16 protein-coding genes and 4 tRNA genes are annotated in these 15,162 nt (G+C 64.4%); 15 read left to right on the forward strand and 5 right to left on the reverse strand.

Annotated features, from left to right (window positions below; all coding sequences use genetic code 11):
- Nucleotides 1-55: 55 nt before the first annotated feature.
- A complete protein-coding gene (gene efp / locus DFR40_RS03325; protein WP_121457066.1) occupies nucleotides 56-616 on the reverse strand; it encodes an elongation factor P in 561 nt (186 codons plus the stop codon).
- A gap of 36 nt (nucleotides 617-652) precedes the next feature.
- A complete protein-coding gene (gene earP, locus DFR40_RS03330) occupies nucleotides 653-1,735 on the reverse strand; it encodes an elongation factor P maturation arginine rhamnosyltransferase EarP (RefSeq protein ID WP_245985589.1) in 1,083 nt (360 codons plus the stop codon).
- A 66-nt stretch (nucleotides 1,736-1,801) separates the two neighbouring features.
- On the opposite strand from earP, the gene uvrC reads away from it, so the two are divergent.
- The 7 genes from uvrC to DFR40_RS03365 all read left to right on the forward strand — a co-directional run bounded on the left by uvrC (nucleotide 1,802) and on the right by DFR40_RS03365 (nucleotide 5,169).
- The gene (gene uvrC, locus DFR40_RS03335) at nucleotides 1,802-3,619 is read left to right on the forward strand and encodes an excinuclease ABC subunit UvrC (RefSeq protein ID WP_281270050.1); all 1,818 of its coding nucleotides are present in this window, start codon (nucleotides 1,802-1,804) and stop codon (nucleotides 3,617-3,619) included.
- A gap of 6 nt (nucleotides 3,620-3,625) precedes the next feature.
- A complete protein-coding gene (gene pgsA / locus DFR40_RS03340) occupies nucleotides 3,626-4,204 on the forward strand; it encodes a CDP-diacylglycerol--glycerol-3-phosphate 3-phosphatidyltransferase (protein WP_121457068.1) in 579 nt (192 codons plus the stop codon).
- Nucleotides 4,205-4,257: 53 nt separating this feature from the next.
- A tRNA-Gly gene (locus tag DFR40_RS03345) sits at nucleotides 4,258-4,333 on the forward strand.
- A 53-nt stretch (nucleotides 4,334-4,386) separates the two neighbouring features.
- Nucleotides 4,387-4,460, forward strand: a tRNA-Cys gene (locus DFR40_RS03350).
- 9 nt (nucleotides 4,461-4,469) lie between these two features.
- A tRNA-Gly gene (locus DFR40_RS03355) sits at nucleotides 4,470-4,545 on the forward strand.
- A gap of 71 nt (nucleotides 4,546-4,616) precedes the next feature.
- A tRNA-Leu gene (locus DFR40_RS03360) sits at nucleotides 4,617-4,701 on the forward strand.
- Nucleotides 4,702-4,710: 9 nt separating this feature from the next.
- A complete protein-coding gene (locus DFR40_RS03365) occupies nucleotides 4,711-5,169 on the forward strand; it encodes a DUF1178 family protein (protein ID WP_121457069.1) in 459 nt (152 codons plus the stop codon).
- 5 nt (nucleotides 5,170-5,174) lie between these two features.
- Here DFR40_RS03365 and DFR40_RS03370 read toward each other — a convergent pair whose 3' ends face one another.
- The gene (locus DFR40_RS03370) at nucleotides 5,175-5,750 is read right to left on the reverse strand and encodes an RBBP9/YdeN family alpha/beta hydrolase (RefSeq protein WP_245985591.1); all 576 of its coding nucleotides are present in this window, start codon (nucleotides 5,748-5,750) and stop codon (nucleotides 5,175-5,177) included.
- 216 nt (nucleotides 5,751-5,966) lie between these two features.
- On the opposite strand from DFR40_RS03370, the gene DFR40_RS03375 reads away from it, so the two are divergent.
- The 6 genes from DFR40_RS03375 (at nucleotide 5,967) to thiD (ending at nucleotide 11,815) form a co-directional block, all read left to right on the forward strand.
- Nucleotides 5,967-6,977 (forward strand): sulfate ABC transporter substrate-binding protein, encoded by a 1,011-nt coding sequence (locus DFR40_RS03375; protein WP_121457070.1) that lies wholly within the window; start codon nucleotides 5,967-5,969, stop codon nucleotides 6,975-6,977.
- Between the two features lie 153 nt (nucleotides 6,978-7,130).
- Nucleotides 7,131-8,141 (forward strand): sulfate ABC transporter substrate-binding protein, encoded by a 1,011-nt coding sequence (locus DFR40_RS03380; RefSeq protein WP_121457071.1) that lies wholly within the window; start codon nucleotides 7,131-7,133, stop codon nucleotides 8,139-8,141.
- Entirely contained in the window at nucleotides 8,141-8,977 is an 837-nt protein-coding gene (gene cysT / locus DFR40_RS03385; RefSeq protein ID WP_121457072.1) for a sulfate ABC transporter permease subunit CysT, read from the forward strand. The genes DFR40_RS03380 and cysT overlap by 1 nt, the downstream gene beginning before the upstream one ends.
- Nucleotides 8,977-9,876, forward strand: a complete 900-nt coding sequence (gene cysW / locus DFR40_RS03390) for a sulfate ABC transporter permease subunit CysW (RefSeq protein WP_121457458.1) — start codon at nucleotides 8,977-8,979, stop codon at nucleotides 9,874-9,876. The genes cysT and cysW overlap by 1 nt, the downstream gene beginning before the upstream one ends.
- On the forward strand, nucleotides 9,873-10,952 hold the full coding sequence (locus DFR40_RS03395; RefSeq protein WP_121457073.1) for a sulfate/molybdate ABC transporter ATP-binding protein: 1,080 nt from the start codon (nucleotides 9,873-9,875) through the stop codon (nucleotides 10,950-10,952). Before cysW ends, DFR40_RS03395 begins: the two co-directional genes overlap by 4 nt.
- 65 nt (nucleotides 10,953-11,017) lie before the next feature.
- Entirely contained in the window at nucleotides 11,018-11,815 is a 798-nt protein-coding gene (thiD, locus tag DFR40_RS03400; RefSeq protein ID WP_121457074.1) for a bifunctional hydroxymethylpyrimidine kinase/phosphomethylpyrimidine kinase, read from the forward strand.
- A gap of 55 nt (nucleotides 11,816-11,870) precedes the next feature.
- On the opposite strand, the gene DFR40_RS03405 is transcribed toward thiD, so the two are convergent.
- The gene (locus tag DFR40_RS03405) at nucleotides 11,871-13,166 is read right to left on the reverse strand and encodes an NAD(P)/FAD-dependent oxidoreductase (protein ID WP_121457075.1); all 1,296 of its coding nucleotides are present in this window, start codon (nucleotides 13,164-13,166) and stop codon (nucleotides 11,871-11,873) included.
- Between the two features lie 12 nt (nucleotides 13,167-13,178).
- The gene (locus tag DFR40_RS03410; protein WP_170160147.1) at nucleotides 13,179-13,484 is read right to left on the reverse strand and encodes a c-type cytochrome; all 306 of its coding nucleotides are present in this window, start codon (nucleotides 13,482-13,484) and stop codon (nucleotides 13,179-13,181) included.
- A gap of 223 nt (nucleotides 13,485-13,707) precedes the next feature.
- On the opposite strand from DFR40_RS03410, the gene DFR40_RS03415 reads away from it, so the two are divergent.
- Nucleotides 13,708-14,091, forward strand: coding sequence for a hypothetical protein (locus DFR40_RS03415; protein WP_121457077.1), 384 nt, complete (start codon nucleotides 13,708-13,710; stop codon nucleotides 14,089-14,091).
- A 132-nt stretch (nucleotides 14,092-14,223) separates the two neighbouring features.
- Nucleotides 14,224-15,159 (forward strand): CysB family HTH-type transcriptional regulator, encoded by a 936-nt coding sequence (locus DFR40_RS03420; protein WP_121457078.1) that lies wholly within the window; start codon nucleotides 14,224-14,226, stop codon nucleotides 15,157-15,159.
- The last annotated feature ends 3 nt before the right edge of the window (nucleotides 15,160-15,162 follow it).

Raw genomic sequence — 15,162 nt, forward strand, 5'->3', positions numbered from 1 at the left:
CGGAAAAGCCAAGGGCAGCCGAAGCTGCCCTTGCGCGATCCGGCAGTTTCCGGAATTACTTGGTACGGCTGCGGTACTCGTCGGTACGCGTATCGATTTCGATCTTGTCGCCGATTTCGACGAAGGCCGGGACCGGCAGTTCGAAACCGGTCGGCTTGATGCGGGCCGGCTTCATGACCTTGCCCGAGGTGTCGCCCTTGACGGCCGGCTCGGTATACTCGACTTCGCGCACGAGCATGGTCGGCAGTTCGACCGAGATCGCCTTGCCGTCGTAGAAGACGACTTCGCAGGGCATGCCGTCGTCGAGGTACTTGAGCGCGTCGACCATGTTCTCGGCTTCGACTTCGAACTGGTTGTAATCGGCGTCCATGAAAACGTACATCGGGTCGGCGAAGTAGGAGTAGGTGACTTCCTTCTTGTCGAGGACGACGACCTCGAACTTGTCGTCAGCCTTGTAGACCGCTTCCGACGGGTTGCCGGTGAGCAGGTTCTTCAGCTTCATCTTGACGACGGCGGCGTTGCGGCCGGACTTGTTGTATTCGGTCTTCTGGACGACGAGCGGGTCGCTGCCGACCATGATCACGTTGCCAGAGCGGAGTTCCTGAGCGGTCTTCATGTGGGATGTCCCAAAGCGGAAAAATAAAACGCGAGATTATACCCGTGCGGCGCAGAATTTGACGAGATTCGTCGCCAGATCCGGCTGTGTGCGCAACGCGGCGTTCCACGCCGCCGCGTGTTGTGCGATTTCATCGTGATGACCGAGAAAGTCGGCCCAGGCGGCGGCGCAGTCGGCGCCGGTGTTCCAGGCCTGGAACATGGTGAGCAGCGCCGCAGCGGCTGGTTCGGCGAGGCCGGCGCAATAGCGGTCGAGGAAGGCGTCGAGCTTGACCCGATGGGCGTCGTCGTCCTGCCGGTAGATCTGCCAGACGAAAGGCCGGCCGGCCCACTGGGCGCGGACGAAGGAATCCTCGCCGCGCACGAAGTTGATCGCGCAACGGCGCAGCAGCGCGTCGTAGTCGTCCTGGGCGAGGAAGGGAATCGGCTCGATGCGCGCCAGGCTGAGCTGCCACGGCCCGTCGCCGCCCAGGCGGGCGCGCACCGCAGCCAGCGGCTGGCCGGGCGGCACCAGGCAGCGCAGCGGTCGGGGCGAGGCGGCAAAAGCCTCGAGCAAGCTGGCGACCGGCGCCGTCGCGTAGCAGAACAGGCTGATTTCCGGCGTCGCCGGCAGCGCGGCGAGTGGCGCCGACGGCAGTCCGGCTTCGCGCAACAGCCCTGCGGTCGACGACGAAAACCCGGGAAAAACGAAATGCTTGGTCAGCGGCAGCGAGGGGTGCGGCGAGGCCATGCCGTGGCAGGAGTCGACCCAGGACTCGGCGCTCAGGTACTCGAGATTGAGCCAGACCGGCGGTGTCGGTCGCTGCGCCATGCCCGCAATGTAGCCGGGCGGCAACTCGCAGGCGAAGGCTTCGACGACGACATCGGCGGTTTTTGCCTCGGCAAACCAGTCGACCGTCACAGTGTCTGTCCAGTGGCGGACCTCGACGCCGGCCAGCGCCTGCGCTGGCAACGCCGGGTCGCAGATCGGGCAGAGCGGCTGCAGGCTGGCCAGGTCGTCCACCCACAGGCGCACGCGCTTGCTGTGCTCGGCCGCCAGTTGCCGGGCGAGTCGCCAGCAGACGCCGATGTCGCCGTAGTTGTCGACGACGCGGCAGAAAATGTCCCAATGTGGCTGCATGGGCGGCATGTTAACATCGCGGCCCGTGCCTTCTTCCCCGTTTTTTGCCCATTCCGACGGTCGACCGTGGCTTTTGATTCAAAATCCTTTCTCGCATCGCTGACCGAACTCCCCGGTGTTTACCGCATGATCGGCGCCGACGGCGCCGTGCTTTACGTCGGCAAGGCCAAGAACCTGAAGAAACGGGTGTCGTCGTACTTCCGCGACAACCTGTCGAGCCCGCGCATCGCCCATATGGTCAGCCAGATCGACCACGTCGAGACGACGGCGACGCGCACCGAAGCCGAAGCGCTGCTCCTTGAAAACAACCTGATCAAGTCGCTGGCGCCGCGTTACAACATCCTGTTTCGCGACGACAAGTCCTATCCCTACATCGTGCTGACGCGCGACAAGTTCCCGCGCCTCGGCTTCTACCGCGGCAACCCCGACCGCAAGGCCGACTACTACGGGCCTTATCCGTCGTCGTGGGCGGTGCGCGACAGCATCCACCTGCTGCAGAAGATGTTCCGCCTGCGCACCTGCGAGGACAGCGTCTTCGCCAACCGCTCGCGGCCCTGCCTGCTGTACCAGATCAAGCGCTGCAGCGGGCCTTGCGTCGGCTACATCGCCCCCGACGACTACGCCGCCGACGTTCAATATGCGGCGATGTTCCTCGCCGGCAAGCAGCAGGAAGTGATCAAGCGCCTCAACACGGCGATGGAGAAGGCCGCCGAGAAGCTCGCCTTCGAGCTGGCGGCGATCTACCGCGACCAGATCCAGTCGCTGCACCAGGTCCAGGAAAAGCAGTTCGTCTCGAGCAGCAAGGGCGAGGACGTCGATATCGTCGTCGCCGTGCGCGAAGCCGGACAACTCTGCGTCAACCTGGCGATGGTGCGCGGCGGCCGCCACCTCGGCGACCGGCCGCTGTTCCCGAGCAATGCCGGCGACTCGACCGCCGCCGACGCGCTGACCGCCTTCCTGCGCCAGCATTACGAATTGCACCCGGCGCCCGGTCGGCTGCTAGTCTCGCCGCTGCCGGAAAGCGAAGAGGTCGAGGAAACCGCCGCCAGCCTGGCTGAACTCGCCGGCCGCCCGGTGCCCATCGCCGAAGCGCGCACGCTGACGCAGAAGGCCTGGGTCGAGATGGCGCTGCAGAATGCCCGTCTGGCCATCCTGGCGCGCAACCAGGCGAGTGCGCAGCAGGAACAGCGCCTGGCCGCGCTGCAGGAGGTGCTGCAACTCGCCGAGCCGATCGCCCGCATCGAATGCTTCGACATCAGCCACACCATGGGCGAAAGCGCCGTTGCCTCGTGCGTGGTCTACGACGGCAACAAGATGAGCAAGCGCGACTACCGCCGCTTCAACATCCGCGACATCACGCCCGGCGATGACTACGCGGCCATGCGCCAGGCGGTGACGCGGCGCTACGACGGCGTCGCCAGCGGCGAGGGCAGGGCGCCCGACCTGATCCTGATCGACGGCGGCAAGGGCCAGGTCGCCTCGGCCTGGGCGGCGCTCGCCGAGCTTGGCCTGACCCATCTCAACATGATCGGCGTCGCCAAGGGCGAGGAACGCAAGCCCGGCCTGGAAAGCCTGATCTTCCCGGAAGCTGACGGTCGACCGCCGCTCAACCTGAAAAATGACCACCCGGCGCTGCACCTGATCCAGGAAGTGCGCGACGAGGCGCACCGCTTCGCCATCACCGGCCATCGCGGGCAACGCGCCAAGAGCCGCAAGACGTCCACGCTGGAGAGCCTGCCCGGCGTCGGCCCGGCCCGGCGCAAGGCGCTGATCGCCCGTTTCGGCGGTCTCGCCGGCGTGCGCGAGGCGAGCATCGACCAGCTCGCCGAGATTCCCGGCATCGGTCGCGAACTCGCCGAAAAGATTCATTCCGCCTTACACTGACGGCCTATGCCCCTCAATCTTCCCATCCTGCTCACCTGGCTGCGTATCGTTGCCATCCCGCTGCTGATCGCCATCTATTACCTGCCGGCCGACTGGGCGACAGCACAGGAGCGCAACCTGCTGGCGACGCTGATCTTCATTGCCGCCGCGCTGACCGATTGGGCCGACGGCTATCTGGCACGCAAGCTCAACCAGACCTCGGCCTTCGGCGCCTTCCTCGATCCGGTCGCCGACAAGCTGATGGTCGCCGCGGCGCTGATCGTGCTGGTCCAGCTCGGGCGGGCCGATGCCATCGTTGCCACGATCATCATCGGGCGCGAGATCACCATTTCGGCGCTGCGCGAATGGATGGCCAAGATCGGCGCGGCGAAGAGCGTTGCCGTCTCGATGCTGGGCAAGATCAAGACCACGGCGCAGATGGCGGCGATCCCGCTGCTCCTCTACCAGGCCCCGCTGGCCGGCCATGACACGATGCTTGCCGGGGAGTGCCTGATCTGGGTGGCGGCGCTGCTGACGCTGTGGTCGATGGGCTACTACCTGCGCATGGCCTGGCCGGAAATTGCCCGGCGCAGTGCGGAAAAATAACGGAGAGTGTTGACAAGATCCTTGGGGCGTCTATAATGCGCGCTCTGTTTGACGCGGCAGTAGCTCAGTTGGTAGAGCGATACCTTGCCAAGGTATAGGTCGAGAGTTCGAGACTCTTCTGCCGCTCCAGATTTTCCGGGGAAAGCCGATGGCTTTTTCCATGCAGTAAAGTTTGAAGGCGGGGCGCGGTAGCAAAGCGGTTATGCACCGGATTGCAAATCCGTGTAGGTCGGTTCGACTCCGGCCCGCGCCTCCAGTGGTTTTTGCGGCAGTAGCTCAGTTGGTAGAGCGATACCTTGCCAAGGTATAGGTCGAGAGTTCGAGACTCTTCTGCCGCTCCAGTCAGAAAAAAGGGAAAGCGCAACGCGCTTTCCCTTTTTCGTATCGGGCTCCCCGATATAATCGAAAACCCGCCCGGGTGGTGAAATCGGTAGACACAGGAGACTTAAAATCTCTCGCCGAAAGGTGTACGGGTTCGAGTCCCGTCCCGGGCACCAAGGCCTGTGATGATCATCTACGACCTGAGTTGCGACAACGACCACCGCTTTGAAGGCTGGTTCCGCAGCGCCGACGATTTCGAGGCGCAGCTCGCAAGGCGCATCGTTCGCTGCCCGCAGTGCGACAGCGCCGAAGTCCGCCGTGTTCCTTCGGCCGTCGCCATCGGCGGCGCCCAGCCGGTACCGGCCGCCACCCGCCAGCGGGCTGCCACGACCAGCGCCGCGACTGCGCTGATGCCGGCCGGCGAGCAGGTTGCCGCCGCCTACCGGCAGCTGCTCCGGGCGATCATGGAAAACAGCGAGGATGTCGGCAGCGCCTTCGCCGACGAAGCGCGCAAGATCCACTACAACGAAGCGCCGGAGCGCTCGATCCGCGGCCAGGCGACACCCGACGAATGCGAAGCCCTGCGCGACGAGGGCATCGAGATCATGAACCTGCCAGCGCTCGGCGACGACGACCTGCAGTGACCCGGTCAGCGCCGGCCTGTCCGGCGCAGTTTTTCGAATAACGCCAGTCCATCCGGCCATGGTCCGTGCCCGGAGTCGACGTTGATGTGCCCGGCATCGCCGATGCTGAGGAAATCGCTGCCCCAGGCGTCGGCCCAGCGACGGGCAACCTCGTTCCTGACCCAGGGGTCGGTGGTGCTGGCGACGACCAGGCTGGGGAAGGCCAGGCGTTCTTCGAGCAAGGCCGTCGGCTCGCCGAAACGATGCGGGTCGGCAGGCGCCACCAGCAGCGCGCCACGAATGTCCTGGGGCCGGTTGAAGGCGGCGGTGACGCTGGCCAGGCAGCCGAAGCTGTGGGCGACGATCCAGACCGGCGCGGCGGCCGCATCGATGGCCTGGCGAACCCGGGCGGCCCAGTCCGAGAGGCAGGTTGTCTCCCAGTCGGCCTGCTCGACACGCCGGGTGGCGGGCAGTTGTTTCTCGAACCAGCTTTGCCAGTGACCCGGGCCGCTGTTGCGCAGACCGGGGACGATCAGGATTTCCGCAATGTCCTGCGCTGCGGATGTCTTGTGGTCGGCCGCGAGATCGGGGAATTGGCTCATCTAGTGTCGTCCTTGCGTTGTTTTCGGCAATTCTGGCGACCCGGGAGCGGGCCCGGCAACGACCTGTTTGTTATGTGCTTATGAATGGCCGGCGCGACGCCGGGGCGGAAAAGCTATTTCACGCAGCGCATATAAGCAAAGCAGTTTTTAATCGTTTTTCCGCCAAGGACCGGCCGATACAGTGCGTCTCACCCCATTTCAACCGAGGAAGGCACCATGAACCACCCCGTCATCCGCCGCGCCCTGCTGGCCGTTGCCCTGTCCGCCGGCCTTGCCGGCAATGCCCTGGCCCAGACCACGCTGCTCAATGTTTCCTATGATCCGACCCGCGAGTTGTATCAGGACTTCAACCCGCTGTTCTCGAAATACTGGAAGGAAAAGACCGGTGAGGATGTGGTCGTCAAGCAATCGCACGGCGGCGCCGGCAAGCAGGCGCGTGCGGTCATCGACGGCCTCGAGGCCGATGTGGTGACGCTGGCGCTGGCCTACGACATCGACGAGATCGGCGAGCGTACCGGCAAGCTGCCCAAGGACTGGCAGAAGCGGTTGCCGCACAACAGTTCGCCCTATACCTCGACGATCGTCTTCCTGGTCAAGAAAGGCAATCCGAAGAACATCAAGGACTGGGACGACCTGGTCAAGCCTGGCGTCGGCGTCATCACGCCGAACCCGAAGACCTCTGGCGGTGCGCGCTGGAACTACCTGGCCGCCTGGGGCTACGCGCTGAAGAAATACGGCAACAGCGATGCCAAGGCGCACGAATTCGTCAGCAAGCTGATCAAGAATGTTCCGGTGCTCGATTCCGGTGCCCGCGGTGCGACCAACACCTTCGTCCAGCGCGGCATCGGCGATGTCCTGCTGGCCTGGGAAAACGAGGCCTTCCTGTCGATCAACGAGCTCGGCCCGGACAAGTTCGAGATCGTCGTTCCGTCGATCTCCATCCTGGCCGAGCCGCCGGTGACCGTGGTCGACGGCAATGCGAAGAAGCGGGGTACCGAGAGGGTCGCCCGGGCTTACCTCGAGTACCTCTATTCGCCGCTCGGCCAGAAGGTTGCCGCGCGCCACTATTACCGTCCGATCAAGCCGGAGCTGGCGGATGCCAAGGACGTCGCGCGTTTTCCCAAGGTCAACCTGATCAAGATCGACGACCTTGGTGGCTGGCAGGCCGCGCAGAAGAAGCATTTTGCCGACGGCGGCAGCTTCGACCAGATCTACGGGAAGAAATAAGCCGGCAGCTACGATGCCGATCCTGGCCGGTTGCGTTGCCGATGCGTAACCGGTTTTATATTTTTTGGTTATTTAAAAATAAATATTCATTCTTTTTGGAAATATTTTGTCGACGTAGACTTGCCCCTACACAACCAGAATCCGGAGCTTTCCATGACCCCCAAACTGAAACAAAGCCTGCGCCGTTCGGTCGTCGTCCTCAGCCTTTTCGCCGCCGGCTCGGCCTTCGCCCAGAGCACCATCCTCAACGTTTCCTACGACGTCTCGCGCGAACTGTACAAGGAAATCAACCCGGCCTTCAGCGCCGCCTGGAAGAAGCAGGGTGGGGCAGACATCACCGTCAACCAGTCGCATGGCGGTTCCTCGAAGCAGGCCGGGGCGGTGATCGGCGGCCTGGAAGCCGACGTCATCACGATGAACCAGTCGCCGGACATCGACATCCTGGTCGAGCGTGGCGGCCTCGTCGCTGCCGACTGGCGCAAGCAGTTCCCGCACGATGCGACGCCGTACACGACGACCTCGGTCTTCCTGGTACGCAAGGGCAACCCGAAGAACATCAAGGACTGGAACGACCTGACCCGCGCCGGACTGCAGGTCATCGTGCCGAACCCGAAGACCTCCGGCAACGGCCGCTACACCTATCTTGCCGCCTGGGGCTATGCCCTTGAGAAGACCGGCTCCGAAGCTGGGGCCAAGGACTTCGTCAGCAAGCTGTTCGCCAACGTGCCGGTGCTCGACGGCGGCGGCCGCGGGGCGACCACCACCTTCACCCAGCGCGACGTCGGCGACGTACTGGTGACTTTCGAGAACGAAGCCATCCTGATCGCCCAGGAACTCGGTTCGAGCAAGTTCGACATCGTCTATCCGTCGCTGTCGATCGATGCCGCCGCCCCGGTCGCCGTGGTCCAGAAGGTCGCTGCCAAGCGTGGCAGCCAGAAGGTGGCCAAGGCTTATCTTGACTTCCTGTACACGCCGGTGGCCCAGGAAATCATCGCCAGGCACGACTTCCGTCCGCGCGACCCGGCGGTGCTCAAGAAGCACGCCGCCAAGTATCCGGCGATCCGTACCTTCACCGTCGAGCAGAAGCTGGGCGGCTGGGCTGCCGTGCAGAAGGCGCATTTCGCCGACGGCGCGCTGTACGACCAGATTCTTGCGAAAAAGTGATGTCGACCGTCAAATCCTTCCGCGTGCTGCCGGGGTTCAACCTGACCCTCGGCTACACGCTCGGTTACCTGTCCTTGCTGATCCTGATCCCGCTGTCGGCGGTCTTCCTGAAGACCGCCGAACTCGGCTGGGACGAGTTCGTCGCCGTGGTGACGGCGCCGCAGGTGGTTGCCACCTACAAGCTGTCGTTCGGCGCCTCGCTGCTGGCGGCGGCGATCAATGCGGTGTTCGGCCTGATGCTGGCGTGGGCGCTGGTGCGCTACAGCTTTCCCGGCAAGAAGATCGTCGATGCGCTGGTTGACCTGCCGTTCGCGTTGCCGACCGCGGTCGCCGGCATCGCGCTGACCGCGTTGTACGCGAAGAACGGCTGGCTCGGCCAGTACCTCGAACCGCTCGGCATCAAGGTCGCGTTCACGCCGCTCGGGGTGCTGGTGGCGCTGGTCTTCATCGGGCTGCCTTTCGTCGTGCGGACCGTACAGCCGATCCTCGAGGATCTCGATACCGAACTCGAGGAAGCTGCCGCCAGCCTCGGCGCCCAGCGCTGGCAGACCTTCCGTCACGTGATCCTGCCGATCCTGCTGCCGGCGCTGCTGACCGGCTTCGCGCTGGCCTTCGCCCGCGCCGTCGGCGAATACGGTTCGGTGATCTTCATTGCCGGCAACCTGCCTTACGTTTCCGAAATCACGCCGCTGATGATCATCACCAAGCTCGAGCAGTACGACTACCGCGGCGCGACGGCGATCGCCTCGGTGATGCTGCTGTTTTCCTTCGCGCTGCTGCTGATCATCAATGGCCTGCAGGCGTGGACCGCCAAACGTACCGGGAGGGACCGCTGATGGCTGGTGCAACTTCGATGCATCTCGGCAGCGACCACGCGTCGCGCTTCGAGAGCAAGGCGGCGACCCGCGAGACGCCGCTGGTCAAATGGACGATCCTGGCGCTGGCGCTCGGCTTCTTCGCCATCTTCCTGCTGATGCCCCTGATCGCGGTCTTCGTCGAAGCCCTGCGCAAGGGCTGGGAAACCTACGTCAGCGCCCTGGTCGATCCGGACGCACTGTCGGCGATCAAGTTGACCTTGCTGGCGGCGGCGATCTCGGTGCCGCTCAACCTGGTCTTCGGCGTTGCCGCGGCCTGGGCGATCGCCAAGTTCGAGTTCCGCGGCAAGCAGATCCTGATCACCCTGATCGACCTGCCGTTTTCCGTCTCGCCGGTCATCGCCGGTCTCGTCTTCGTGCTCATCTTCGGCGCCCAGGGCTGGTTCGGCCCCTGGCTGTCCGAGCACGACATCAAGATCGTCTTCGCCGTGCCGGGGATCGTGCTGGCCACCGTCTTCGTCACCTTTCCCTTCATCGCCCGCGAACTGATCCCGCTGATGCAGGCGCAGGGCAGGGAGGAGGAAGAAGCCGCGGTGGTGCTCGGCGCCCGCGGCTGGCAGGTGTTCTGGCACGTCACGCTGCCCAACATCAAGTGGGGCCTGATGTACGGCGTGATCCTGACCAACGCCCGGGCGATGGGCGAGTTCGGCGCGGTCAGCGTCGTCTCCGGCCACATCCGCGGGCAGACCAACACGCTGCCGCTGCACGTCGAAATCCTCTACAACGAATACATGTTCTCGGCGGCCTTCGCCGTGGCCTCGCTGCTGGCCTTGCTGGCACTGGTCACGCTGGTCATCAAGAACTGGGTCGAGCATCAGGCGGCCCGCTCCTACCGGGAAACCCAGGAATCCGCATCATGAGCATCCAGGTCAAGAACATCCACAAGCAGTTCGGTGATTTCACCGCCCTCGACGACATCTCCCTCGATTTCCCCAGCGGTGAGCTGGTCGCCTTGCTCGGCCCCTCCGGTTGCGGCAAGACGACGCTGCTGCGCATCATCGCCGGTCTCGAGCAGGCCGATGCCGGACAGGTCCTGCTCGACGGCGAGGATGCCTCGAGCACCCACGTGCGCGAGCGCCAGGTCGGCTTCGTCTTCCAGCACTACGCGCTGTTCAAGCACATGACGGTGTTCGACAACGTCGCCTTCGGCATGCGCATGAAACCGCGCGGTCAACGGCCGTCCGAGGCCAAAATCCGCGACAAGGTGCATGAACTGCTCAAGCTCGTCCAGCTCGACTGGCTGGCCGACCGTTTCCCGTCGCAACTGTCCGGTGGCCAGCGCCAGCGCATCGCGCTGGCCCGGGCGCTGGCGGTCGAACCGCGGGTGCTGCTGCTCGACGAGCCGTTCGGCGCGCTCGATGCCAAGGTGCGCAAGGAGCTGCGCCGCTGGTTGCGCAAGCTGCATGACGAACTGCACATCACCTCGATTTTCGTCACCCACGACCAGGAAGAGGCGCTCGAAGTCGCCGACCGCGTCGTCCTGATGGACCATGGCAAGGTCGAGCAGATCGGCACCCCGGAAGAGGTTTATCGTCACCCGGCGACCCCCTTCGTCTATGGCTTCCTCGGTTCGGTCAATCTCTTCCACGGCCGTGTCGACGGCGAGTCGGTGCGCGTCGGCGACGACACCCTGGCGCACCAGACCAGCGACCTGGCCCACGGCGCCGAAGTCGTCGCCTTCGCCCGGCCGCACGAACTGGACATCGACACCGATCCGGCATCGACCGCCGGCATTGCCGCCCGCATCAACCGCATCCTCGCCTTCGGCGTCACCGCCCGGGTCGAACTCGATGGCATCAATGGCTCGACCGGCCAGCATTTCGAGGTCGAGATCACGCGTCAGCGGGTGCTCGATCTCGGCCTCACCGATGGCCAGGACGTCCGCCTGGTGCCGTCACGGCTGAAGGTCTTCGAGAAGGACGGCGCGACCGGCTGAGCTTTGCAGCAAGGCCGTCTTGATCTACCCTGACCGCGCTTCGCAACTCAGTCAGGGAGATCAGGATGATCGCCAACGTACTCAGCATCGCCGGCACCGACCCGACCGGCGGTGCCGGCATCCATGCCGACCTCAAGACCTTTTCTGCGCTCGGCGCCTACGGGATGGCGGTGACCACTGCCGTGGTCGCCCAGAACACCTGCGGCGTGCGCGGCTTCGTCGTGCTCGATCCGGCGTTCGTCGGCGAACAGATCGACGCGGTATTCGAGGATGTCCGCGTCGACGCGGTCAAGATCGGGATGGTTGCCAATGCCGCGCTCGCCGAGGTGATCGCCGGGCGACTGCAACGTCATGCACGGTGCCCGATCGTTCTCGATCCGGTGATGGTCGCGAAGAGCGGCGACCGCCTGCTGCTGCCCGATGCGGTGGCGGCGATCCGCGAGCGGCTGGTGCCGCTGGCTACGGTGATTACCCCGAACCTGCCCGAAGCTGCTCTGCTGCTTGGGCGAACGGCTGCGCAAACGATCGATGAGATGCAGGCGACGCTGGCTGCGCTGCAGGAACTCGGTGCTGACTGGGTGCTGCTCAAGGGTGGGCATTTGCCTGGGCCGCAGAGCATCGACCTGCTGCAGGGGGCTGGCCACAGCGAGCGTCTCGACGCCGGGCGAATCGCGACGCGCAGCCTGCATGGCAGCGGGTGCACGCTGGCCGCTGCGGTAGCCGCCTTGCTGCCGGGCAACGAGGTTCCGGCGGCGGTGCGTCAGGCCAAGGCCTACCTGACTGCGGCCCTGGCCGCCGCCGACCAGCTGGCGGTCGGTCGCGGCCAGGGACCGCTACATCATTTCCACGCCCTCTGGCGCTGAAAAGCCGCAGGCCGGCAATGCCGGTGCTGCGGCTCGGGTTTTATCCGGACAGGTTTCAGCCGAGGCTGTCGGCCCAGATGTTCTGCGCCCAGGCACGAGCGTACAGGCCTTCCTCGATCGAAGGCGCGGTCGATACCCCGCCCGAGCCCGGCACCGGGACCACGGTCTTCTTCTCGGCATCCCAGCGATGTACCGAGTCGACGTGGATGGCGCGGCGATGGTCTACCAGCGAGTAGCAGGTATTGGCCATGGTGATCGGTTGCGGCGTGCGCCCGGAGAAGGTTTCGAAGATCGCGGCGGCCGCCGCCTTGCCGTGCTGGTTGGCCATGTGGCCGGACTTCGGCATGGTCGGTGCCGACAGCGTGGCGTCGCCGAGAACGTGGATGTCCTTGACCGCGGTCGATTCGAGCGTGATCCAGTTGACGTCGGCCCAGCGGTTGTTGGCATTGACCACGCCGGCCTGGTGTGCGATCTGGCCGGCGGTTTGCGGCGGGATCAGGTTGATGATGTCGCCGCGCACCTTGTCGCCGATTTCGCTGGTCAGCGTCCTGCTTGCCGCATCGACTTCGGTGGCGTTCCAGTTCGGCCGGTACTCGATGATTCCCTTGTAGTCCTCGGCCCAGTTGTCGGCGAACAGCTTGGTTTTCGAGATGATCTTGTCGTTGGCGTCGAGCACCAGGATCTTCGATTTGGGCTTGTGCGTCTTGAAGTAGTGGGCGATCTGGCTGGTCCGTTCGTACGGGCCGGGCGGGCAGCGGTAAGGCGCCTTCGGGATCGACAGGACAAAGGTGCCGCCGTCGCGCAGGTCTTCGAGTTGCTGGCGCAGCGCCAGGGTCTGCGGGCCGGCTTTCCAGGCGTGCAGGATGCTTTCCCGGGCCTTGGCGTCGTAGCCCGCGACCGCGCCGAAATTGAAATCGATGCCTGGGGAGACGACCAGACGGTCGTAAGGAATGACTTCACCCTTGTCGGTGCTGACCGTGTGCCTGACCGGATCGACACCGGTGACTTCGGCCTGGATGACCTTGACGCCCCAGTTCTTGCGCAGGGCGTCATAGCTGTGCACCAGGGTTTCGTACTTGCGGTGACCGGCCAGCACCTCGTTCGAGGTCGGGCAGGAGATGAAATGGCTCTGCCGTTCGATCAACACCACGTCAATCGTGCCCTTGCTCCACTTGCGCAGGTACTTGGCGGCGGTGGCGCCGCCAAAGCCGCCGCCGATGACGACAACGCGGCCGATGGTCTTGCCCTGGCCGGTGGTGGCGCAGCCTGAAAGCAGCGAGGTGCTGCCGAGTGCGGCAGTGGCGCCCAACGCCTGAAGCAGCCGACGACGGTCTTCATTGAAACGGATCATTGGCTTGGCTCCTTACTTCTGGCGGGAAAAATAATCGGCCAGGATGGCCAGTTCTTCGTCGGTGTAGCCCTTGGCCAGTTGATGCATGATGGTGGCGGGCTTGGTGCCGGCCTTGTAGGCCTTCAGGGCTTCGGCAAGGTATTCGCGGTCGCGCCCGGCGATTGCCGGGATCGCCGAATTGACCTTGCCTTCGGTGCCGTGGCAGTTGAAGCAGTTGGCAGCGAAGTAGGGCGTCGGACGCGGCGTCTCGGTGGCGCCGGCGAGTTGCGCTGCGGCCAGCAGGCAGCAGCCGAGCAGGGGCGTTGCGAAGGCTTTCATGGGTTCTCCTGAGCGAATCGGGGCCGGCGGAGCGGTACCACCAGCCAGGCAGCGCGCACTTTCGCCCGCGCGGCGCGGGCGCGCAAAGAATTTATTCTCATAAGCTAAGAACCTGCCTGCGTTTCCTGGCTTTCGGCGCATATCCTTATCAGCAATCCTTCGTTTCCATGGTTGCGGGCGGTGGCTATGCTGGCCGCGTTTTCGTCGATGCGGGAGCGCAGTAATGAAACAGAAGAGAAGCGGTGATCCGTCGGCGGGCGGTGGCGCTTTGCCGGCCGCCGCCACGGCGGTGCCGGCGCTACGGTTGCCGACGCTGCAGCGCAATGCGCTGTGCAAGCTGTTCGGCCGGTCGACGTTCACGCCGCAGGAGGTGTTTGCGCTCGGTTACCGTCGTTTGCAGCGTGCCGAAGGAATCGGCCACAAGGGTTTGCAGGCGATCATCGAATGGCTGGCTGCGCATGGCCTGGTGCTGGCGCCGCCAAGCGTGCCGGCCGACCCGCCGCCCGAAGTGCCGGCCGAAATCCAGCGTTCGATCAACGGCGCGGTGCGGCTGTTGCGGCATCATGGTTACCGGGTCCAGCGCACGCGCGACCAGTGTCCGGAATGATCGCTTATTCTGCATTGTGATTTGTTTTTATCTTTTTATTATTTCCCGGCATAACAAAATCTTCTTAGAGTTCGCTCAGTAGCGGTGCGACCGGATAGCCCGGCGCTGCGCAATCAACTTTCGGGAGCGAACATGAATTTCCAGCAGCTTAGAATCATCCGCGAGACGGTACGTCAGGATTTCAACCTGACCGAAGTGGCCAATGCGCTGTACACCTCGCAACCGGGCGTCAGCAAGCACATCAAGGATCTCGAGGACGAACTCGGTATCGAGATTTTCGTCCGCCGCGGCAAGCGCCTGCTCGGCCTGACCGAGCCGGGCAAGGAACTTGTCCAGGTGGTCGAGCGCATCCTGCTCGATACCCATAATCTGCGCCGGATCGCGGACCAGTTCGCGAGTCGCGAAACCGGTCATTTCGTCGTCGCCACCACCCATACCCAGGCACGTTACGCGCTGCCCAGGATCATCCAGTGGTTCAAGGCGGACTATCCCAAGGTGCACCTGACCTTGCTCCAGGGCAGCCCGCAGGAAATCGCCGAACTGCTGGTCAGTGGCCGGGCCGATATCGGGATCGCCACCGAGGCGGTCAACAAGGTTCCCGAACTGGCCTCCTTTCCGTATTACTCCTGGCATCACGCAATCATCGTGCCGCATGGCCACCCGCTGCAGGCCCTCGAACAGGTGACGCTGGAAGCCCTGGCAGAATATCCGATCATCACCTACCACGAAGGCTTCACCGGCCGGGCGCATGTCGACAGTGCCTTCGCCGAGGCTGGTGTCGTGCCTGACATCGTTCTTTCGGCCATCGATGCCGACGTGATCAAGACCTACGTCGGCCTCGGCCTGGGTGTCGGCGTGGTCGCCTCGGTCGCCTACGACGCGGCGCAGGACCGCAACCTGGCGCTGATCGAGGTGCCCCACTTGTTCCCGGCCAATACCACGCACCTGGCGGTGCGTCGTGGCACCTACCTGCGCAGCTATGCCCACGCCTTCATCGAGAAGGTTTGCCCGGATCTTGGCGAGGAAGCGATCAAGGCAGCGCTGAAGCCGGCCCAGTCTGGCGACTGAAGC

The organism is Azonexus fungiphilus (assembly GCF_003634965.1).
GTDB lineage: Bacteria > Pseudomonadota > Gammaproteobacteria > Burkholderiales > Rhodocyclaceae > Azonexus > Azonexus fungiphilus.